This window comes from Corynebacterium imitans (assembly GCF_000739455.1).
Taxonomy (GTDB): Bacteria; Actinomycetota; Actinomycetes; order Mycobacteriales; family Mycobacteriaceae; genus Corynebacterium; species Corynebacterium imitans.
This window is the reverse complement of sequence record NZ_CP009211.1, coordinates 496,993-516,352: the sequence shown is the minus strand read 5'-3', so window position 1 is coordinate 516,352 and position 19,360 is coordinate 496,993. Positions and strand designations below refer to the sequence as shown.

The window sequence follows — 19,360 nt, the reverse complement described above, 5'->3', positions numbered from 1 at the left end:
TCAGCCCTCCGCGTACTCCACCAACAGCGGCGAGTGGTCCGACCAGCGCAGCTCCACCGCCTCCGCCTTTTCCACCCAGCTGCGCTGGGCCCGCGCGAGCATGTCGGCAGTGGCCGCCTGGTAGTCGATGCGCCACCCCGCGTCGTTATTAAAAGCCTGACCGCGGTACGTCCACCACGTGTACGGCGCAGCGTCCGGCGACAAGCGACGGGCCACGTCGAACCACACCGGCTCGGTCGCAGCGGTACGCGCAGCGGGCACGGTGCCGGTCGTGCCGTACTCGACCGCGCCCGCCCAACCGGCCACGTCTTTGTCCTCTATATCCTGTGCCTCCTCGTCCGGGAACGCGCCGAACACCGAGTCCATAAACGCGCGCTCCGAGGGCAGGAAGCCGGATTTCTTCCGGTTGCCCTTCCAGTTCTTCAGGTCCTCGCGGCGGTGGCAGATGTTCCAGTCGCCGCCGATCACCATCTGCGGGTACTGCACGGCCCACTCGCGAAGCAGCGGCTCAAAGCGGTCCAGGAACTCGTACTTCTCGTCCTGCTTCGCGGTCTCGGCCGCGCCCGACGGCAGGTACAGCGAGGCGACGCGCTCCCCGCCCGGCAGGGTGGCGGCGATGAGTCGGCCGGCGGTTTCGAAGCCGGGGAGGCCGATCTGGGCGTCGATAAGCGGGCGCTTCGACAAAATGCCAACCCCGGCCCGCCCCTTGGCCTCGGCGGGTGCGACGAGAAGCTCCCAGCCTTCCTCCAGCGCCGGGGCGAGCGCAGCGCGCGCCTGCTCCTCGGTCGCGCGGACCTCCTGCATCAGCACCACCTCGGCCGGGGTGTGCCGCAGCCACTCCAACATCCCGAGATTGCGCTCGTTGCGGACCTTCGTGGCGGCCCGAATCCCGTTGACATTCACAGAAGCGATAGTGAGACTCATGCCCCCGAGACTACCTATTACAGGACAAGCGGTATGCAAAAGCTGTACGCTGAAGAGTTGAATACTGCCAACCTGAGTTATGAGGAGCACAATGGCTAAGATCATCTGGACTCGCACCGACGAAGCGCCGCTGCTGGCGACATACTCCCTCAAGCCGATCGTGGAGGCTTTCGCTTCCCGCGCCGGCATCGACGTGGACACCGCCGACATCTCGCTCGCCGGCCGCATCCTCGCGCAGTTCCCGGACCGCCTCGGCGACAAGAAGGTCGACGACGCGCTCGCACAGCTCGGCCAGCTGGCGAAGACGCCCGAGGCCAACATCATTAAGCTGCCGAATATCTCCGCTTCCCTGGTGCAGCTGAAGAAGGCCATCGCTGAACTGCAGGCCGCGGGCTTCGACATCCCGGATTACGAGGACGCACAGGAGAAGTACGACGCCGTCAAGGGCTCCGCCGTCAACCCGGTACTGCGCGAGGGCAACTCGGATCGCCGCGCGCCGGAGGCCGTGAAGAACTACACCAAGAAGCACCCGCACTCCATGGGCGAGTGGTCGAAGGACTCCAAGACCAACGTCGCCACCATGGATACCGGCGACTTCCGCCACAACGAGAAGTCCGTCATTATCCCGGCCGAGGACACCCTCACCATCAAGATGACCGACGGCACCGTGCTCAAGGAGGGCCTAAAGGTCCAGGCCGGCGAGGTTATCGACGCGACCTACATGTCCGCGAAGGCGCTCGACGCATTCCTGGAAGAGGCCGTCAAGCGCGCGAAGGAAGAGGGCGTGCTCTTCTCCGCGCACCTGAAGGCCACCATGATGAAGGTGTCCGACCCGATCATCTTCGGCCACGTCGTGCGCGCCTACTTCAAGCCCGTCTTTGACAAGTACGGCGAGGAGCTTTTGGCGGCTGGCCTCAACGGCGAGAACGGCCTCGGCGCCATCCTCGACGGCCTGTCCGAGCTGGACAACGGCGAGGAGATCCGCAAGGCGTTTGAGCAGCAGCTTGTCGACGGCCCGGCGCTCGCCATGGTCAACTCCCACAAGGGCATCACCAACCTGCACGTGCCGTCTGACGTGATCATCGACGCCTCCATGCCGGCCATGATCCGCACCTCCGGCCACATGTGGAACGCCGACGACCAGGAGCAGGACACCCTGGCCGTCATTCCGGATTCCTCCTACGCTGGCGTCTACCAGGCTGTTATCGACGACTGCCGCGCCAACGGTGCCTTCGACCCGACCACCATGGGTACCGTCCCGAACGTCGGCCTCATGGCGCAGAAGGCCGAGGAGTACGGCTCCCACGACAAGACCTTCAAGATCCCGGCCGACGGCACCGTCCAGGTCGTCAACTCCGCAGGCGACGTGCTGATCGAGCACGATGTCGAGGCCGGCGACATCTGGCGCGCCACCCAGACCAAGGACGCCCCGATCCAGGACTGGGTCAAGCTGGCCGTCAACCGCGCCCGCCTCTCCGGCATGAAGGCCATCTTCTGGCTCGACGAGGAGCGCGCGCACGACCGCAACCTGATCGACCTGGTGAACAAGTACCTGGCTGACCACGACACCGAGGGCCTGGACATCTCCATCCAGTCCCCGATTGAGGCCACCAAGACCTCTGTCGAGCGCATCCGCCGCGGCGAGGACACCATCTCGGTGACCGGCAACGTGCTGCGTGACTACAACACCGACCTGTTCCCGATCCTCGAGCTGGGCACCTCCGCGAAGATGCTCTCCGTCGTCCCGCTGATGGCTGGCGGCGGCCTGTTCGAGACCGGTGCCGGCGGCTCCGCCCCGAAGCACGTCCAGCAGGTCCAGGAGGAGAACCACCTGCGTTGGGACTCGCTTGGCGAGTACCTCGCGCTGGCTGAGTCCTTCCGCCACGAGAAGAACACCAACGGCAACGAGCGCGCCGGCGTCCTCGCCGCTGCGCTGGACAAGGCCACCGAAAAGCTTCTCGACGAAGGCAAGTCCCCCTCCCGCAAGGTCAATGAGATCGACGACCGCGGCTCCCACTTCTGGCTCTCCCTGTTCTGGGCAGAGGCACTGGCCGCCCAGACCGACGACGCCGAGCTGGCCTCCGTGTTCGAGCCGATCGCCAAGGCCCTGCGCGAAAACGCCGAGACCATCGACAAGGAGCTCCTGGACGCCCAGGGCAACGCTGCCGACCTCGGCGGCTACTACTGGCCGGACGAGGAGAAGACCTCCGCGGTCATGCGCCCGTCCGCAACGTTTAACAAGATCATCGACGCGCTGGAGAAGTAAGCGTTAGGTCGACTGTCCGACTTTCCGGCCCCGGTTGCTGCGTTTTCGCGGCGGCCGGGGTTTTGGTTTGCGACTCTTGACCTGGCCTGTCGATGCCGCATTACGTAGCCCCAGAAGCGTAGCCCCTAATGCGTAGCCTCTAGAACGTAGCCTTTCGAGTAAACGGAAAAACTTTGGCCAACTCAAACATGATTTACTCGAAAGGCTACGTTTTAGGGGCTACGCTTCTCCCGCTACGTTTTAGCTTTCGTGTCAGCCGCATCAACGTAGCCTCCGCCGCACCGCTTTCTGCTGCCCCACCAGAGTGTCGCGCACTTCTTGCACAAACGTCTCCGGATTTCTGCGCAGGAAGCCCGGCGAGTACCGCAGGAACACATACCCCTGGTTCGCTATCCGCTTTTGCCGGCGAAATTCCTTCTGCCTCACCTGTTCTGCGTCTGGACCTTGGTATTTCACCTCACCATCGATCTCGATGAGCAGCCAGCCATCGATGCACAGATCGGCATACCGCCCAGCCACCTCATACTGCGTTGTCACCGGACCAATTCCTGCTTGGATGAGCAGCCCACGCGCGAGGGATTCGTACGGTGAATCGGAGTTGGCTACCGCGTGGTCCAAACATTTTCTCACCGTGCCGATCCCCTTGGCTCTTCCGAGCAAGGCTGCATGTGTATGCAGCATCTCCAGATCGAACCCTCTCCGGAGTAGGTAGTCGGCCGCCACGAGTCCCTCGACGAATCCGTGGTAGCGGGCGATGTCAGCGAAAGTGCGGAAACCGGTTGTCAGTCGGTGCCCGTCAACGTCGCCAATGTCCATCGGGAGCAGTTTCGATCGACGAAACACCAGGCCCTGACTACGATCTCTGTTGGTAGAGACACCCCCGGATGGCAAGGCGAGCTCAATGTGTTCCGCTGACGTGCTAATGACCCACATACCGTGCATCCGCGCAGCCGAACGTCCAACTAGGATCGCGCTGTTACTTGTCCTGCCAGCGGCTTCAACGCGCAGCCATTGCCGCTCATGGTATCGCAACTCCTCCCACGCGCTACGCGGGTAGTAGATCACTGAGCTCAGCGCCAAATAGTGCTCAGCGAGATACACGAGTGCCTCCCGCGACAGCGTGCGCTTATCGACGATCTCCCGCCGCAGCTCCCCCTTCCGTTCTTCCCACCGCTGCAGCTCGACCTGGTTTTCCCTGTCAATCCCCATACCTAGTTTGACGGCGAAAACCAGGTCTCGGTTCCCTCGCGCGGGGAAAAACCTACCCCGCGTTGCGCAGCGCGGTGGCCAGCCCGTTCATGGTGACCTGGATCGTCTTGGAGACGAGGAAGGTTTCGTCGACGGCGCGGTAGCGGCGCAGCAACTCGAGCTGCACGGCGTTGAGCGGCAGCAGGTCTCACGCAGATCGTAGCGGATAGCGCGGTTGAGCGTCTGGATTTGCTCAAGCAGGGAGAGTTAGTAGTAGCGCAGTCCAACAGCGATTTCGTCTTCCAGGCACGGGCATTGAGTCTCCACCTATTGACACTCCAAACATACTAGTTATATAGTTACCCACATGAGTGGCAAACCCATATACCAACAGATTGCTGATGAGTTACGTGACCTCATCGGCGCTGGCGCCCTCGCCCCCGGCGACCGGGTGCCGTCCACCAACGAGTTGTCCGCATATCACTCCGTCAACCCAACAACCTCCGCCAAGGCGCTCACCGAACTATTCAACGAAGGCCTGCTGGAAAAGCGTCGCGGGCTCGGCATGTTTGTCCTAGAGAGTGCGCGTGACCAGGTATTAGGTACGCGTCGTGAGGCATTTGCCCGCGATTTTGTCCAACCGTTTGTCCATGAGGCCAACCAACTCGGCATCACCACCGAGGAGCTGACCGCAATGATTGAAAAGGAGCGCACGCAATGAACCCCGGCTTCTACGCGCTGGTCGGCCCAAACGCCGCCGGCAAAACTCACTACCTCCACACGCTCATGAACCCGCACGCCGCGTTCGTTCCGGCTGGTGCGGATGCCAAGTTTGCAGGCACGACCGTGGACGATCACCTGCGCGCAGTCGCGGCCATCCACCCACATGTAGAGCTCGAGTTCCCCAACAACCGCATCAGAGATCTCTCCGTTGGGCAGCGCCGCTTACTCACCATTGAGGTGGCCCTAGTCATCGGCAAGGACCTGCTACTCCTCGACGAGCCGTTTGATGGCATCGACACCACCACCCGCAAACAGGTCCGCCAGCGGCTGATCGACTACATCGCGGAGAACCCGCAGCGCAGCGTAGTGATGGCATCGCATCGCCCGGAGGACTTCGTGGGTCTTGCCACCCATGTCATCCAAGTGTTTGATCGGGTGGTTTCGCGCCCTGTCCCACTCGACGACGCCCGCCTGCGTTTTCCGACGGTCACCGGCCCCACCGCCGAGATCAAAGACCTTATCGCCCGCTTCCCCGTCGCCGAGACGGCGAGCCTCGGCCCCACGACACGCGCGACGTTCGCCGAACCTATCGGCGAGGCCGATGTCCACCTGCCCATCGAGTATCCGGACGATGCCGAACTCATTGACCTCCTCGCGACGGAAAGGCCCGCACGATGAAACTCTTCCTCAGCCCCTTCAAGCCGCTATCCTACCTGGCAACACTGGCCGTTTTGCTGGTCCTAGTCCCGCTGGGCCGTTTCTACAGTGGAGACGGTTCCCTCTGGACCATCTTCGGCGGCTTCGCCCTGACCGCCCTATTTATCCTCGCTGGCACGCAGTGGAGCGCGTTAAACCAGCTTGGCGCGAGCTTTTCCGCGTGGATGAACTCGGCAACAATCACCGCCGTCATTGCTGCGGTGGTACTTGGAGGGGCCACCGCGGCATCCTCGATCTACAACCAGTTCAAGAGCCCGTACTACCAGGCCTATGACCTGTTCCTCTTCACCAACGGCGCAGACGTGCCCTGGGTGGACACTAACGGTGACCCCTACATCGTGGCGAACGTCGGACAAGACACCACGTCGATGGGGTGGACGGTACTGCTCCACATCGCGTTCTTCTTCGTGGCCGCCATCGTGGGGGTTGCGCTCGGTTTGGTCTACGCATCCTTCGGTGCGGGACGCAGTCTCATCACCGCATTTGCCACGTTCCTCATCGCGGTCGCGCTGTACTGGGCTATTGAGTCCCCTGTAGGCGATTGGGACACCGCCGCCGTCGGTGGCGTAAGCGCCGCATGCCTGGCCACACTCGCCGTCAGCGCGGTGGTGATTCGCAACACGAAGCGCTTCGTACGCTAGCAGCCACTCCCGCCTCTGCTACTTCTCCAACCACTCGGAGCGCAGCAGCCCATGGCGTGGGAGCAAGCAGCCTCCCACGCCATCGGGCTGATTTTTACCACCATGCGCCGCTGGCATAGCGGGCAAATGCGCGGCGCATCGTAGGGCCTTGCCGAGTTGAGCGGCCAGGCGATCTCGCCGGAGAGGACTGCGTCGGCGAGTTCCGTTGAATCCGGGTTTTTCATCAGGGCCCGGCCGACTACAGCGACTTGATGGTGTCGTACAGGACTCCGTGGCCGGAGTTCTGCTTCTGCCCCACCGGGGTGATGTTCAGGCTCAAGCCTGGCTTCGCCCCGCCGTCCAGTACACGGTCGACGGCGTCGCGGTCCTTCTCCATCGGACGGCCAAACGTGGTCAGGTAATTACCGCCGATAATGGCATTCGCGCCGCCCATGAGGCCGGCTTCGGTGCCGTCGTCGCCAAGCGCGAGCTCCGTGCCACCGGCAAAACGGAGCTGGGTGGACGGCATGGCCAGGTGGAACGCGGCGACGGCGCGCAGCGCCTCACCCTGCGGCACCAGCGGGCGGTCGGCGAACCGGGTGCCTGGGCGTGGGTCGAGGAAGTTCATCGGCACTTCATGCGGCTGGATTTCGGCCAACTGGGTGGCGAACTCGGCGCGCTGCTCCAGGGACTCGCCCAGGCCAATGATGCCGCAGCAGCAGATCTCCATGCCCTCTGCCAGCACGTTCTCCAGCGTGTCCTTGCGCTCCTGCCAGGTGTGGGTGGTGACCACGTTAGGGAAGAACGACTCGGCGGTTTCGAAGTTATGGTTGTAGCGCGGCACGCCCATCTTAGCCAGTTGGCGAGCCTGGTCGCGGGTGAGGATGCCAAGTGATACGGAGATGGAAATGTCCACCTCTTCCTGGATAGCGGTTACGGCCTCGGCAACCTGGTCGAGCAGCTGCTGGGTCGGGCCCTTCACTGCGGCGACGATGCAGAACTCGGAAGCACCCATCTTCTCGGAATGCTTGGCGGCCTCGACAAGTTCGGCGATGTCCAGTGTCACGGCGCGCGCGGGTGATTCGAACAGGCCAGACTGGGAGCAGAAGTGGCAGTCCTCAGGACAGCCACCGGTCTTCAGGGAGATGCTCCCTTGCGCTCATGCACCAGGACCTGGAGCAGCGCGGTCAATACTTAACCGTTGAAGTTTTCAGTGATCGTGTCGAAGTGACCAACCCTGGAACCCCGTTGGTCGATCCCCAGCGTTTTATTGATTCGGCTTCTACAACTCGCAATCCATGCCTCGGCGAAGCGCTTCGCCTGGCACACTTCGTCGAGCAACGTGGAAGCGGTTGGGACAAGATCGTTGCATCGCTGGAGGCAGAGCACTTTCCGCCGGCGCTCATTCGATCAAATGGCACAACCACCGTCACGCTGAGTGCCTACCGCCCGTTCAAGCTGATGACTACAGATGAAAAGATCGAAGCTGTCTACCAGCATGCGTGTCTTGGGTTTCTGGATAATCGCGCCGTCACGAATGCATCGGTGCGAAGTCGCTTCGGTCTCAGGGATACGCAGACAGCCCAGGCGACCCGTCTCATTAACGCCACGGTGGATGAAGGCCTCATCCGGCTCTACGACCCGAATGCCGGAGCTCGCAACCGCCGCTATGTCCCTTTCTGGGCCGAGTAGTTTTCTTGCTCCGTAACCGGGAAAAGGTGCCAAAACAGCCCGAAAACCACTCCAAAAACTCTCCTACCTGGAGAAACGTTTTCTTGCCTCTTTCTTGCTTCTGGGGCGGGTTGCAGGGGTCCGCCCCGCGCCCCAGCCGCCAAAACCTACCCCGCGTTGCGCAGCGCGGTGGCCAGCCCGTTCATGGTGACCTGGATGGTCTTGGAGACGAGGAAGGTCTCGTCGCCGGCGCGGTAGCGGCGAAGCAACTCGAGCTGGACGGCGTTGAGCGGCAGCAGGTAGGGGTAGCGGCGCTTGAGCGAGCGGGCCTGGCGCTGGTTCTCGGCAACCAGGTCAGCGTGTCCGGTGATACGGAAGTAGACCTGCTTGGTGCGCTCAAATTCTTCGGCGATAAGCGTGTAGATGCGCTCGGCCACCTCGCGGTCTTCTACCAGGTCGGCGTAGAGGCGGGCGAGCGACAGCTCGGCCTTGGCCATGACTTGGGCCATGTTGGACAGCACGGAGCGGAAGAATGGCCAGTCGCGGTAGAGCTCGCGCAGATCGTCCCAGCGCTCTTCGCTCTCGCCTGCCCAGCGCTCGACCGCGGTGCCGACGCCGAACCAGCCGGGCACGTTGGTGCGCGACTGCGCCCAGGACAGGACCCAGGGGATGGCGCGAAGATCGGAGATCGCGGTGGTTTGTTTGCGCGAGGCGGGGCGGGAGCCGAGGTTGAGCTCGCCAATCTCGTGCAGCGGGGTGGATTGGGTGAAGTAGTCGATAAACCCGGGGTCGCCGATGAGTTCGTTGTACTTTTCGCCGGAGTAGGCGGCGAGTGTGCGCATGATGTCGTAGGCACGCGTTGGGTCGGCGATCGGCTCGGTGTCCAGCAGGGAGGCCTCGAGGGTGCCGGCGACGAAGGCCTCGAGGTGGCGGCGTGCGGTCTCGGGCGAGCCGTACTTGGCGGAGATGATCTCGCCCTGTTCGGTGATGCGGATGGAGCCGTCGACGGCGCCCTTTGGTTGGGCGAGGATGGCGTCGTAGGTGGGCCCGCCGCCGCGGCCGACAGCCCCGCCGCGGCCGTGCGCGAGCCGAAGGCGGATGCCGTGGCGGTTGCAGAGTTCGACGAGGGCGAGTTCGGCGTCGTAAAGCGCCCAGTTGGCCTGCAGGTAGCCGCCGTCCTTGTTGGAGTCGGAGTAGCCGAGCATGACTTCCTGGACGTCGCCGCGGGCGCGCAGGTGTTCGCGGTAGAACGGCAGCGACCAGAGGTCTTCGAGGATGCGGGCGCCGTGTGCGAGGTCCTCGATGGTCTCAAACAGCGGGACGACGTTGACGCTGCCCAGGCCGACTTCTTTGAGCAGGACCATGGGCTCCAGGATGTCGGAAACGGTCCCGGTCATGGCGATGATGCACTGCGCGATTGCGCCTTGTCCCAGGTCTCGGACGGCGCGTGCGGCGGCGGTGAGGATGCCCATTTCCTTGCGCGTGTCGTCGCTAAGCTGCGCCTCGGCGCGCAGCAGCGGGCGCGGGGTGCGCAGCTCATCGACGAGCACCTCCACGCGGTCCTCCTCCGCAAGCGCGGCGTAGTTTTCGCACACGCCGGCGACCGAGAGCACCTCGGCCACGACTTTCTCGAAGGATTCGGAGTTTTGCCGCAGGTCGAGCGTGTAGAGGTGGAAGCCGAAGGTGGTCACGGCCGAGCGCAGGCGGTTCAGCCGGTCGTTGGCGATAATCGCGCCGCCGTGGGCGCGCAGGGAAGCGTCGATCACGTCCAGGTCTGCGAGCAGTTCGCCGGGGTCGGCGTAGGGTGTGCCCGCGCTTGCCGAACCGGCGAGTACGTCGCGGGTGGCGGCGACGCGATGGCGGATGCCGTAGATGGCGCGGCGGTAGGGCTCATCGACGCGGGACTCGGCTGTGTTGTTGGCGACGTCGGCAAGCTGGGAAAGCTCCGCCGAGCAGGTGGAGTAACGGTCAGAGAGGGACAGCTCGCGCTCGAGTTCGCCCAGTTCGTCGAGGTAGTGGTTCAACACGGTGTCGGCGGCCTGGCGGGTGGCGTAGGTGAGCGTTTCGGCGTTGACGTAAGGGTTGCCGTCGTGGTCGCCGCCGATCCAGGAGCCGGGGCGCATCACGGGGGTAAGGGCGAGGTCGCGGTCGAAGGTGTCGCGCAGCTCGTAGCGGATCGCGCGGTTAAGCGCCGGGATCTGCTCGAGCAGGGAGAGTTTGTAGTAGCGCAGACCGACGTCGATCTCGTCTTCCAGGCGCGGGCGCGCGATGCGGATGAGCGCGGTTTGCCACAAAAGGGTCATGCGCAGTTCCATCTCGCGCTCGATGGCGGCTGGGTCGGCGCCAGCGTGAAGCTCGCTCAGCAGGCGCTTGATGTGCGTCTGAGTGTCAAAGACGGTGCGGCGGCGAGTCTCGGTCGGATGCGCGGTGAGCACCGGGGAGACCTGCGCCCCGGCGATAAGTTCGGCGACCTTGTCGGCGTCCACGCCGCTGTCTTTCAGGTGCGCGAAGCTGGTACGCAGCGAGACCGGCGCGGCCGCCTTCTCGTCGTCCAGGTCCTCGACCAGGTTAGTCAGCAGTGCGAAGTGGCTGAATGCGCGCGCAACCAGGTTCATCTTGGTGATGTCCATGTCACGGAAGACGGCGAGCAGGTCTTCTGGGGCGGCATCCCCGTGGGCGATGTCGAAGGCGGTGCGACGGGTGGATTCGACCAGGTCAAAGATCTCCTGGCCCTCCTGCTCGGCGAGCACGCGGCCGAGCACCCGGCCCAAAAGTCGAATATCTTCGCGGACGTGATCGGCGGGCTGGACGGACACGGGGGTCTCCTTCGGCTAAGGCGCAGCTCAAGCGGCACTCAAGCGGCGCGGACGTGACGTGCTAGCTAAAGTAGCTGAGATCACACCTCCTGTCTTGGAAACGGAGGTCACACCATCGCAAGCAGCGCCATCTGCGGGATTTTTATTCAGCCCCTTAACTCGCAAAACAGACCGCTTGGTTCATTTTGCACCGACCGCACATTACGGTCGGATGCCATGAGCAACTACGACAACTCCAACGCCAACGAGTGGTCCTTCGCCACCCGCTCCATCCACGCAGGCCAAACCGTCGACTCCGATACCGGCGCGCGCAACCAGCCGATTTACATGACCACGAGCTACGTCTTCGACGACGCGCAGCACGCGGAGAACCGCTTCAACCTCTCGGACGCGGGCCCGATCTACACACGCCTGACCAACCCGACCCAGCAGGCGCTGGAAGATCGACTCGCATCCCTGGAAGGCGGCGTCGCCGCCGTCGCTTTCGCCTCCGGCATGGCCGCGGAGACCGCCGCGATCCTCAACCTCGCCTCGGCCGGCGACCACATCGTCACCTCCCCGCGCCTCTACGGCGGCACGGAAACGCTCTTCGAGGTCACGCTGCCGCGCCTGGGCATCAACGTCACCTTCGTAGATGACCCGGACGACCCGGCCAGCTGGCAGGAAGCCGTCGAGCCCAACACCAAGGCCTTTTATGCGGAGACCTTCGGCAACCCGATCGCCGACGTGCTGGACATCCCGGCAGTCGCCGAGGTCGCGCACGCGAACCAGGTGCCGCTGATCGTGGACAACACGATGGCCACCGCCGCCCTGGTGCGTCCGCTCGAGCTCGGCGCCGACATCGTCGTGGTCTCCACCACGAAGTTCTACACCGGCAACGGCGCGGCCATCGGCGGCGCGATCATCGACGGCGGCAAGTTCGACTGGACCGTCCAGCGCGACGGCAAGGACGTCTTCCCCTACTTCACTACCCCGGACCCGGCTTACCACGGTCTGAAGTACGCCGACCTGGGCGCGCCCGCCTTCGCGCTCAAGGCTCGCGCCGGATTGCTGCGCGACACCGGTGCGGCGATTTCCCCGTTCAACGCGTGGGTCGCGCTCCAGGGCCTGGACACGCTCCAGCTGCGTGTGAACAAGCACAACGAGAACGCCGCGGCCGTCGCCGAGTTCCTCGCCAGCCATGAGAAGGTGGCCAAGGTCAACTACGCCGGCCTGCCGGATTCCCCGTACAAGGCCGTCAAGGAGAAACTCGGCATCGAGCACACCGGCTCCGTGCTTTCCTTCGAGGTCGCGGGCGATCCGGACGACCGCACCAACGCCTGGGCGTTCATCGACGCGCTGAAGCTGCACTCCAACCTGGCCAACATCGGCGACGTCCGCTCCCTGGTCGTCCACCCGGCGTCGACCACCCACTCGCAGTCCACCCCGGAGGGGCTCAAGCGCGCGGGCATTAGCCAGGCCACGGTCCGCCTGTCGGTTGGTATTGAGGACATCACCGACATCATCGACGACCTCAAGCGCGGTTTCGCGGCGATTTAGATGCGCACTCTCGCCCCGGAAGGTCAGCTCGCGGTCGTCGATATCGGCTCGGTGCACACCGAGGCCGGTGCCCAGGTCGACGAAGTGCAGATTGCTTATCGACGCTGGGGCGAACCGGCCGGCGACCCCCACGGCAGCAACAACATCCTCCTTGTTGAGCACGCTTTAACCGGCGACACGGACGCTGCCGACTGGTGGTCCGAGGCTATCGGCCCTGGCAAGGCCCTCGACACGGACCAGTGGTGCGTGATCTGCACCAACGCTCTGGGCTCCTGCTACGGGTCAACAGGCCCGGCCTCCGCGCACCCGGACGCCGACGGCACGGTCTGGGGCTCGCGTTTCCCAGCCGTGTCCATCCGCGACATGGTGCAGGCCGAACACCGCTTCTTAGGCGAGCTCGGTTTCTCTCGCGTCCACGCCGTCCTCGGCGGTTCCATGGGTGGCGCCCGCGCGCTCGAATGGACGCTGCTCCACCCGGAGCAGGTGGACTACGCCCTGGTCATCGCCGTATCCGCGCGGGCGAGCGCCTGGCAGATCGGCGTGCAGACCGCGCAGATCACCTCGATCACCCACGACCCGGCTTGGCAGGGCGGCGACTACCACGGCACCGGCCACTCCCCCGACGCGGGTCTGGCCGCCGCGCGCCGCCTCGCGCACCTGACCTACCGCGGCGAGATGGAGATCGACGAACGCTTCGGCACTTCTGCCCAGACCGGCGAGAACCCGCTCGGCCCCTACCGCGCCGACGGCGAGCGCTTCGCCGTCCAGTCCTACCTGGAGCACCAGGGCCGTAAGCTCACCGAGCGCTTCGACGCCGCCTCCTACGTCACGCTCACCGAGGCGCTCAACCGCCACGACGTGGGCCGCGGACGCGGCGGGCTGAACAAGGCGCTGGCCTCATCGACGGTGCCCACCATGATCGTCGGCGTGGACACCGACATCCTCTACCCCTATCACCAGCAGGAACACCTCTCGCGCAACCTGGGCAACCTGCTGGCAATGTCGAAGCTGTCCTCCCCCGTCGGCCACGACGCCTTCCTCGTGGAGGCGCGCCAGATGGACCGCGTGCTGCGCAACTTCATCGCGCTGACGCACGAAACCCCGTCCGCGCACGACGTCGCGGTCACGCGCGGGGACTACGACATATAGGAGACGGCCACGGTGGCGTCGTCAAGCGCGGCGCACAGGCTCGCGCTGCCCATCCCCACCCAGCTGATGGGCACCGACGCCTCGAGCTGCAGGCGCTCGTGGACGTGCCCGAGTGCCCACGCGTCGTATCCGCAGGCCTCGAGCTCCTCGACGCTGCAGGGCAGGCAAGGGTTGTTGGAATACTCGCCAGTGACGGAAGTGTGCAGGAGTCCGAGGTTTGGCGCGCCGTCGATAGGCTGCGGGAACGAAGGCACCAGCCGGCGCGGGTCGCGGTCGACCTCGACGGCGGCGGTGTGCAGCGCCCACTCGCCTGCCCGAAGCGTCTGCGGGTGCGGACCGGCGACCGTGACGCCACGCGGGATCACGTCGGAGAGGTCGTGGTGCACGTCGTGGTTGCCGGCGATGAAGACGGTCGTGTCGAAGAGCTCGCAGGCGCGGTTGAAGAAGCGGGTGACCTCGTCGAAGGTGGCGTCGGTGAACCTTTTGCGGTCGATGACGTCGCCAAGCATCACCATATGCCCAGCCCCGGCCTGCGCCCCGCGCTGCAGTGCACCGAGCGCCCAGTCAATGCCCGGGCCGGTTTTCTTCGCGCCCGACTGCGGGCGGCCGAGGTGGATGTCTGCGAGGACGAGAAGTGGTGCGGTCATTACCCCAGGCTAACGCGCGTGGCGGGACTGCCACCAACGCACGCACACGAGCACGATGGTGGAGGTGCCCACGCCGATCAGCGTCATCGCCATCGCCTCCGCGCGATGGCCTTGGTCGTACTGGTTCATAATCCAGGGCGCGAGCAGGTTGATGTTGCTCGGTCGGATCAGCGAGGACATCACCAGTTCGCGGATGCCCACGAAGAAGGCAAGCAGCCAACCGGCGAACAGCCCGGGCGCGAGCAACGGCACGGTGACGCGGGCAAAGGTCTGCCACGGCGTAGCACCGCAGATCGCGGCAGCCTCGAGCATGGCGGGAGACATGGATGCCGCAGAAGTCTTCACGTTCTGCACCGCCATCGGGGTAAACAGGACCGTAAATGCCATGACCAGGATGAACTGCGTGCCGTACGGCGTCCACGGCAGGCTCGGCGAGTTCCACAGGAGAATAAAGCCGATGGCCAGGACAATGCCCGGCAGCGTGTCGGGGGCAACGGCGAGAAAATCGGCTACCTTCACCAGCGCGCCGCACTTCCGCATCGTCATGAGCGTGACCGCCAGGCCGAGCAGCACGGCCGTGGTCGCGCCGATCGCGCCCAGCACGATAGAACGGGTGAGCGCCTCCTGCGCGGAAGGCATCGCTAGCACGATCCCGAAGTAGTCAAACGTGAGGTTATCGAGTGTCGGTGCCTTAGACCGCAGGATCGTCATCGCCGCCAGAACAATCGAGATGTATGGAATGAACACGGAAAGCGCAAACACGACGAAGCTGTAGATCCACGCCAGCGCCATTGCGCTTCTCGACGCCCGCAGCCGCACCGGCCGCGCAGCCCGCCCACCACCGGTGAGGTCTTTCCGGCTCGCCCACTGCTGGATCGCCCACGCGGTCACACCAAGGGCGAACAGCACGCTGGAGGTAGCCGCGGCGTTGGAGAAGCTGAGCGGGTCGATCGTGACGTCCTCGTAGATAGAGGACACGAGCACCTTGTAGCCAATCGCGTTGCCCAAGGTCACTGGCGTACCAAACTCGCCAGCTGCCTTGATGAAGACGATGAGCGCGCCCAGCGAATAGGGCCCAATCACCATCGGGGCGATGATGCGCGAGCACTGCTGCCAGCGGGATGCGCCCGCCACCTGCGCCATCTCCAGCTGCGAAGCGGGGATGGCCGCGAAACAGTTTCGCAAGATCAAGTACAGGAAGGGGAAGAGCTCGGCGGCCATGATGAACCCCATGCCCCACACGGAGTAGATCGCATCGTGGGCAAAACCGCCGAGTGTCTCACCCAGCAGCATCTCGGCCACGCCACGCACGCGGGTGAAATCCATCCACGCCATTGCGGCGGCAAACGGCGGGGTCATGAACGGCACCATGATGAGCACTTCGACCCACTCTGCATTGCGCATGGGCGTCCACGCTCGGAAGAGGGCGAGCGGGGCCGCGAAGAGGGTGGCGAAGAACACCACGATCAGCGAGAGCACCACCGTGTTGCCGAGCACCCCGAGCATCTCGGGTTCCGCCAGCGTCCCCAACGCCGAGGGCTCCTCGCGATACCCGGTCACCGCGGTGACCAGTACCGATGCAAGTGGGGCGGCGACGAGCACGAGCAGGATCAGCAGCACCGGGTAGATGCCAGGACTACTGCGCCTGCGGCGCTTGGTGGGGCGGGCTTGGCTGGAGGCCGGCGCGGTGGTCGTCGTCAAGTGTCTCTCGCTTCTCGCACAGGCAGCGCATCACGCGCCGCAGGGTTTTACAGGTAGCGCTCCGCGAACTGCTCGCGGACGTTCTTGGACTCGGAGGAGATGGCCTCCCAGTCGTCAGAGATCTGCGCGATTTCGGCGAGCTTCGGGCTTTCCTTCGGCGCGACCTCCGGGTTCGCCGGGATCATGTACTTGGATGCGGAGATCTCCTGCGCTTCCTCGGAGAACATGAAGTCCACGAAGGCCTTCGCGGCCTCCTTGTTGTCGGAGGTCTTCATGATCATGACCGGGCGCGGGGACACAGTGGTGCCCGACAGCGGCAGGTTGATCTCCAGGGATTCTCCCTTGTCCTTCTTGGAGTAGCCGGAGTAGTCCACGCCGCCCAGCACGACGCCCTTGGAGCCGGAGGTGACCTTGTCCAGCGCGGGGCCGTTCGCACCCTCAACGATCATGCCGTTGTCAAAGAGCTTGTCGAACAGCTCCCAGGTCTTGTCCTCTCCCCACTCGGCGACCATGGCGGCAAGCAGGTCAGCCGCGGTACCCGACTCGCGCGGGTCCGGCATGATGACCAGGTCCTTGTACTTCGGGTCGGCCAGGTCCTCCCAGTCGGCCGGTGCCTCGTCGATGACGTCGGTGTTGGCGATGAGCGTCAGTGCGGAACCGTCGCGGCCGTGGAACGTGTCGTCCGGGGCGTTCCAGTCCGGGTTGGAGTTCTCGATGTTGGCCGGCTTGTAGGGCTCCAGCGCGCCATCTTCCGCCTGCTTGGAGGCCGCCTTCCAGGACGCGAGGTAGACCACGTCCGCCTGCGGGTTGGCTTCCTCCGCCTTGAGCTTGGCGGTGATCTTGCCGGTGGTGTCAGCAAACACGTTGACCTTGACGTCGGTGCGCTCCTCGAACGCCTCGACCAGCGCGTCAGTCAGCCCCTGCGGGTTCGCAGAGTAGTAGTCCAGCTCGCCGGAAAGCCCTTCCGGTGCCTCCCACTTGGCGGCGGAGGTTTCGCTCTGCGCAGCGCCAGTGGATTCCGCGGACTCGTCGACGGACTCGACGGAACCGCAAGCGGTCATGGTCAGCGCCGCAGCAACACCTGCGATAACGGCAGCAAACTTCTTCATCTTCTTCTCCTTGAGAGTTTTGGTCTTCGCAGGCAGACGCGCCTGTGAGGAAACGTGAATTTACGGGTTGGTCACGGTCAGCAGGACGGTGTCGCCGCGCCCAATCGGCGCGCGGGTGTACGCCAGCCACGGCTCGGGTGCCCCGTCGACAAGACAGCGGATTTCGTACCGGCCGCCGGTGTATTGGCGCTCGACGACCTCACCCAGGATGGAGTTCTCCGGATACGAGACCGGGCGCTTTCCATCTTCCAGCACCGTGACCTGGACGTTTTCGGGCCGGTTGTCCGGCAGCGTTGCGTGGGTGTTGGTCACGCCCACGAACCCGGCCACGAACGCATCGGCCGGGTGCTCATAGAGCTCCACCGGCGCGGCGAACTGGCGCACCTCGCCCGCGTCCATCACGGCGACGCGATCCGACATCGCCAGGGCCTCGGCCTGGTCGTGCGTGACATAAATGACGGTGAGGTTCAGGTCGTAGGCCAGCCGGGTCAGCTCGCTGCGAATCTGAGTGCGCAGCGCCGCGTCCAGTGCGGACAGCGGCTCGTCCATAAGCAGCAAATCTGGCTGCGAGACCAGCGCCCGCGCAATAGCGACGCGCTGCTGCTGACCACCGGACAGCTCGTTCGGCCGCTGCTCGGCCTTCGAGGAAATGTTGACCATGTCCATGGCCTCCGCCACGCGCCGCTGGCGTTCTTTCGCATCTACCTTTGCGGAACCGGTGGTGAGCGGGAACTCCACGTTCTTCGCCACCGTCATATGCGGCCACAGCGCCAGATCCTGGAACACCATCGACAGATTGCGCTTATTCACCGGGGTATTCGTCTTCTCACCGAACACCTCGCGGCCGGCAAACCTGATCGTGCCGGCATCCGGGGTCTCCAGCCCAGCAATGCAGCGCAACAGCGTCGATTTGCCGCAGCCGGAGGGCCCAAGGATCGATACAAACTCGCCCTTCGCAATGCTTATCGACGTCGCATGCAACCCCGTGCCATCAGCAAACTCACGCCTGACGTTCTCCAACTCAACCTGCGCGGTTGCAGTTTCCTTAGCGGCCGTCACTGTTGCCACCCGCTTGCAAGCACTGTGCCTGTCTTAAAAGCGTCCTCGTGCTCAAGCAGTCCGACTTTTTCAAGCTCCGCGATCAGCGTCTCGCGCTTGCGGATCGCGTCCTTTCGAGAAGAGTCCTCTTCTGAGATCTCTACCCACACCTGGTCACCGAACTTGGCCACCTCGAGGTCAGTCTTGATGCCTCCCACTTCAACCCGCCATGTCTGCTGGTTGACGATACGAGACATCTTCAGATCAACGTCTGCAAGCGTGGTACCCGTTGCCTTCTTCAGCTTCCCGGGCTCCAGGTCAGCCACAATCGCTACCGCGTCGTCTACCGAAGGAATTTCGCACTGCGAAGTGACACACGCGGCGCTTTTCTTGTTGCTGAAGTCCAACGTCGACGTTGCAAAGCTTGCGTTGACCTGGGCGTCGTAGTTCGTATCTGATGAGTCGAAGTTCTGCTTTCGTGCCCGGTCCAAGCCGTCCTCCACGGTGCTCTTGGACAGGGAGTTATCCCCCAGGGGAAGGCGATACTTATACGTAATGTCGTAATTTTCCGCACTGTCTTTATGCCGCAGACGCGCCGTCCATCCATGGTTAGCCAGCATCCCGTCGGCAGTGTCGAAATAGACTGCTTGCTCCGATCCGGACTCGCTCAACACGTCAAAGTATGAACGGAACTGCGGAGACGGTGCACCTTGAGCATCAACTGCTGCATCGCTTAATCGCAGCTTGACCTGGTAGTCCGGAGTAGCTACCGCCGCAGCGCCCGCGTCCGGCACAGCGCAAAGCACCGACGCGATACATACAGCTAGCGCGGGGATTGCCCGTTTCTTCTTGAAAAACACCGGCATGACGTTAGGCAGCCAATGTAACCTTCACCCAAATTAGACGTGAAGCTTATGTAAATTCTTTCCGGTTAAGACCCCAGCGAGTCCACCGTCCACGCGAGCGTGACCATCCCTAGCCCGCACAGCGTGCAGAACGCCGCGTCGGCCTTGCGTGAGCGCACCGCGAGCAAGCCGAGGATTCGCGAGTCGCACAGATACCGCAGCGCCGCCAGCCACAGCATCGACGCCCCCAGCGTGAAGGTGGCGCGGCGCCAGTGCTCCGTGGCCGCGAACAGCCCGGAGGCGACAAACCCCACGGCAAACAACGCCACCAGCGCCCATTGCACCATTTCTGGCAGGGGCGAGGGCGGGTTGCCGCGGTCGTGGGGGTTGTCGAGTGAGAGCACGAA

17 protein-coding genes and 1 pseudogene are annotated in these 19,360 nt (G+C 64.1%); 7 read left to right on the top strand and 11 right to left on the bottom strand.

Going from position 1 to position 19,360, the window contains the following annotated elements; all coding sequences use genetic code 11:
- Nucleotides 1-924 (bottom strand): exodeoxyribonuclease III, encoded by a 924-nt coding sequence (locus CIMIT_RS02385; protein ID WP_038588643.1) that lies wholly within the window; start codon nt 922-924, stop codon nt 1-3.
- Between the two features lie 91 nt (nt 925-1,015).
- Between CIMIT_RS02385 and CIMIT_RS02380 the strand changes: the two genes are divergently transcribed.
- Nucleotides 1,016-3,190 (top strand): NADP-dependent isocitrate dehydrogenase, encoded by a 2,175-nt coding sequence (locus tag CIMIT_RS02380; RefSeq protein ID WP_038588641.1) that lies wholly within the window; start codon nt 1,016-1,018, stop codon nt 3,188-3,190.
- Nucleotides 3,191-3,451: 261 nt separating this feature from the next.
- Here CIMIT_RS02380 and CIMIT_RS12030 read toward each other — a convergent pair whose 3' ends face one another.
- Nucleotides 3,452-4,399: a hypothetical protein gene (locus tag CIMIT_RS12030; protein WP_051904735.1), complete on the bottom strand. Its 948-nt coding sequence runs from the start codon at nt 4,397-4,399 to the stop codon at nt 3,452-3,454.
- 346 nt (nt 4,400-4,745) lie between these two features.
- Here CIMIT_RS12030 and CIMIT_RS02370 point away from each other — a divergent pair, with 346 nt between their 5' ends.
- Genes CIMIT_RS02370 through CIMIT_RS02360 form a run of 3 tightly spaced genes read left to right on the top strand, consistent with a single transcriptional unit; the run spans nt 4,746 to nt 6,459 of the window.
- On the top strand, nt 4,746-5,099 hold the full coding sequence (locus CIMIT_RS02370) for a GntR family transcriptional regulator (protein WP_038588638.1): 354 nt from the start codon (nt 4,746-4,748) through the stop codon (nt 5,097-5,099).
- The gene (locus tag CIMIT_RS02365; RefSeq protein ID WP_038588635.1) at nt 5,096-5,779 is read left to right on the top strand and encodes an ATP-binding cassette domain-containing protein; all 684 of its coding nucleotides are present in this window, start codon (nt 5,096-5,098) and stop codon (nt 5,777-5,779) included. The genes CIMIT_RS02370 and CIMIT_RS02365 overlap by 4 nt, the downstream gene beginning before the upstream one ends.
- 53 nt (nt 5,780-5,832) lie before the next feature.
- Nucleotides 5,833-6,459 carry a hypothetical protein gene (locus CIMIT_RS02360; protein ID WP_144311795.1) on the top strand — a complete coding sequence of 209 codons (627 nt, stop codon included), beginning with the start codon at nt 5,833-5,835 and terminating at the stop codon, nt 6,457-6,459.
- Here the strand turns inward: CIMIT_RS02360 and bsaP are convergent.
- Together bsaP and bioB are read right to left on the bottom strand one after the other, a co-directional pair.
- On the bottom strand, nt 6,456-6,683 hold the full coding sequence (bsaP, locus tag CIMIT_RS13135) for a biotin synthase auxiliary protein BsaP (RefSeq protein WP_456236326.1): 228 nt from the start codon (nt 6,681-6,683) through the stop codon (nt 6,456-6,458). The genes CIMIT_RS02360 and bsaP overlap by 4 nt on opposite strands.
- A gap of 14 nt (nt 6,684-6,697) precedes the next feature.
- Nucleotides 6,698-7,594 (bottom strand): annotated as a pseudogene (bioB, locus tag CIMIT_RS02355) (biotin synthase BioB); the annotation flags it as partial.
- Nucleotides 7,595-7,599: 5 nt separating this feature from the next.
- Here bioB and CIMIT_RS02350 point away from each other — a divergent pair.
- The gene (locus CIMIT_RS02350) at nt 7,600-8,130 is read left to right on the top strand and encodes an ATP-binding protein (RefSeq protein ID WP_051904734.1); all 531 of its coding nucleotides are present in this window, start codon (nt 7,600-7,602) and stop codon (nt 8,128-8,130) included.
- Between the two features lie 146 nt (nt 8,131-8,276).
- Here CIMIT_RS02350 and ppc read toward each other — a convergent pair whose 3' ends face one another.
- Complete coding sequence (gene ppc / locus CIMIT_RS02345; RefSeq protein WP_038588629.1) at nt 8,277-10,925, bottom strand: phosphoenolpyruvate carboxylase; 2,649 nt, start codon at nt 10,923-10,925, stop codon at nt 8,277-8,279.
- Between the two features lie 216 nt (nt 10,926-11,141).
- Between ppc and CIMIT_RS02340 the strand changes: the two genes are divergently transcribed.
- On the top strand, nt 11,142-12,464 hold the full coding sequence (locus CIMIT_RS02340) for an O-acetylhomoserine/O-acetylserine sulfhydrylase (RefSeq protein WP_038588626.1): 1,323 nt from the start codon (nt 11,142-11,144) through the stop codon (nt 12,462-12,464).
- Nucleotides 12,465-13,613: a homoserine O-acetyltransferase MetX gene (gene metX, locus CIMIT_RS02335; RefSeq protein WP_038588623.1), complete on the top strand. Its 1,149-nt coding sequence runs from the start codon at nt 12,465-12,467 to the stop codon at nt 13,611-13,613.
- Here metX and CIMIT_RS02330 read toward each other — a convergent pair.
- The 6 genes from CIMIT_RS02330 to CIMIT_RS02305 form a co-directional block, all read right to left on the bottom strand.
- Nucleotides 13,601-14,260, bottom strand: coding sequence for a metallophosphoesterase family protein (locus tag CIMIT_RS02330; RefSeq protein WP_051904733.1), 660 nt, complete (start codon nt 14,258-14,260; stop codon nt 13,601-13,603). The two genes, metX and CIMIT_RS02330, sit on opposite strands and share 13 nt — an antisense overlap.
- A 9-nt stretch (nt 14,261-14,269) precedes the next feature.
- Nucleotides 14,270-15,961, bottom strand: coding sequence for an ABC transporter permease (locus CIMIT_RS02325; RefSeq protein ID WP_084674242.1), 1,692 nt, complete (start codon nt 15,959-15,961; stop codon nt 14,270-14,272).
- Nucleotides 15,962-16,008: 47 nt separating this feature from the next.
- Nucleotides 16,009-17,070, bottom strand: coding sequence for an ABC transporter substrate-binding protein (locus CIMIT_RS02320; RefSeq protein WP_038588620.1), 1,062 nt, complete (start codon nt 17,068-17,070; stop codon nt 16,009-16,011).
- A 60-nt stretch (nt 17,071-17,130) separates the two neighbouring features.
- Nucleotides 17,131-18,138, bottom strand: coding sequence for an ABC transporter ATP-binding protein (locus tag CIMIT_RS02315; protein ID WP_169713226.1), 1,008 nt, complete (start codon nt 18,136-18,138; stop codon nt 17,131-17,133).
- Nucleotides 18,126-18,974 (bottom strand): CYTH domain-containing protein, encoded by an 849-nt coding sequence (locus CIMIT_RS02310; protein WP_051904732.1) that lies wholly within the window; start codon nt 18,972-18,974, stop codon nt 18,126-18,128. Before CIMIT_RS02310 ends, CIMIT_RS02315 begins: the two co-directional genes overlap by 13 nt.
- Before the next feature lie 65 nt (nt 18,975-19,039).
- Complete coding sequence (locus CIMIT_RS02305; RefSeq protein ID WP_038588614.1) at nt 19,040-19,357, bottom strand: DUF3017 domain-containing protein; 318 nt, start codon at nt 19,355-19,357, stop codon at nt 19,040-19,042.
- Nucleotides 19,358-19,360 lie beyond the last annotated feature (3 nt).

Excerpts from the sequence above, each read along its gene's own strand:
- CIMIT_RS02320 (WP_038588620.1), bottom strand. The coding sequence starts at position 17,070 with ATGAAGAAGTTTGCTGCCGTTATCGCAGGTGTTGCTGCGGCGCTGACC.
- CIMIT_RS02330 (WP_051904733.1), bottom strand. The coding sequence starts at position 14,260 with ATGACCGCACCACTTCTCGTCCTCGCAGACATCCACCTCGGCCGCCCG.
- metX (WP_038588623.1), top strand. The coding sequence starts at position 12,465 with ATGCGCACTCTCGCCCCGGAAGGTCAGCTCGCGGTCGTCGATATCGGC.
- CIMIT_RS02385 (WP_038588643.1), bottom strand. The coding sequence starts at position 924 with ATGAGTCTCACTATCGCTTCTGTGAATGTCAACGGGATTCGGGCCGCC.
- CIMIT_RS02380 (WP_038588641.1), top strand. The coding sequence starts at position 1,016 with ATGGCTAAGATCATCTGGACTCGCACCGACGAAGCGCCGCTGCTGGCG.
- CIMIT_RS02370 (WP_038588638.1), top strand. The coding sequence starts at position 4,746 with ATGAGTGGCAAACCCATATACCAACAGATTGCTGATGAGTTACGTGAC.
- bsaP (WP_456236326.1), bottom strand. The coding sequence starts at position 6,683 with ATGAAAAACCCGGATTCAACGGAACTCGCCGACGCAGTCCTCTCCGGC.
- CIMIT_RS12030 (WP_051904735.1), bottom strand. The coding sequence starts at position 4,399 with ATGGGGATTGACAGGGAAAACCAGGTCGAGCTGCAGCGGTGGGAAGAA.
- CIMIT_RS02340 (WP_038588626.1), top strand. The coding sequence starts at position 11,142 with ATGAGCAACTACGACAACTCCAACGCCAACGAGTGGTCCTTCGCCACC.
- CIMIT_RS02350 (WP_051904734.1), top strand. The coding sequence starts at position 7,600 with ATGCACCAGGACCTGGAGCAGCGCGGTCAATACTTAACCGTTGAAGTT.
- CIMIT_RS02310 (WP_051904732.1), bottom strand. The coding sequence starts at position 18,974 with ATGCCGGTGTTTTTCAAGAAGAAACGGGCAATCCCCGCGCTAGCTGTA.
- CIMIT_RS02365 (WP_038588635.1), top strand. The coding sequence starts at position 5,096 with ATGAACCCCGGCTTCTACGCGCTGGTCGGCCCAAACGCCGCCGGCAAA.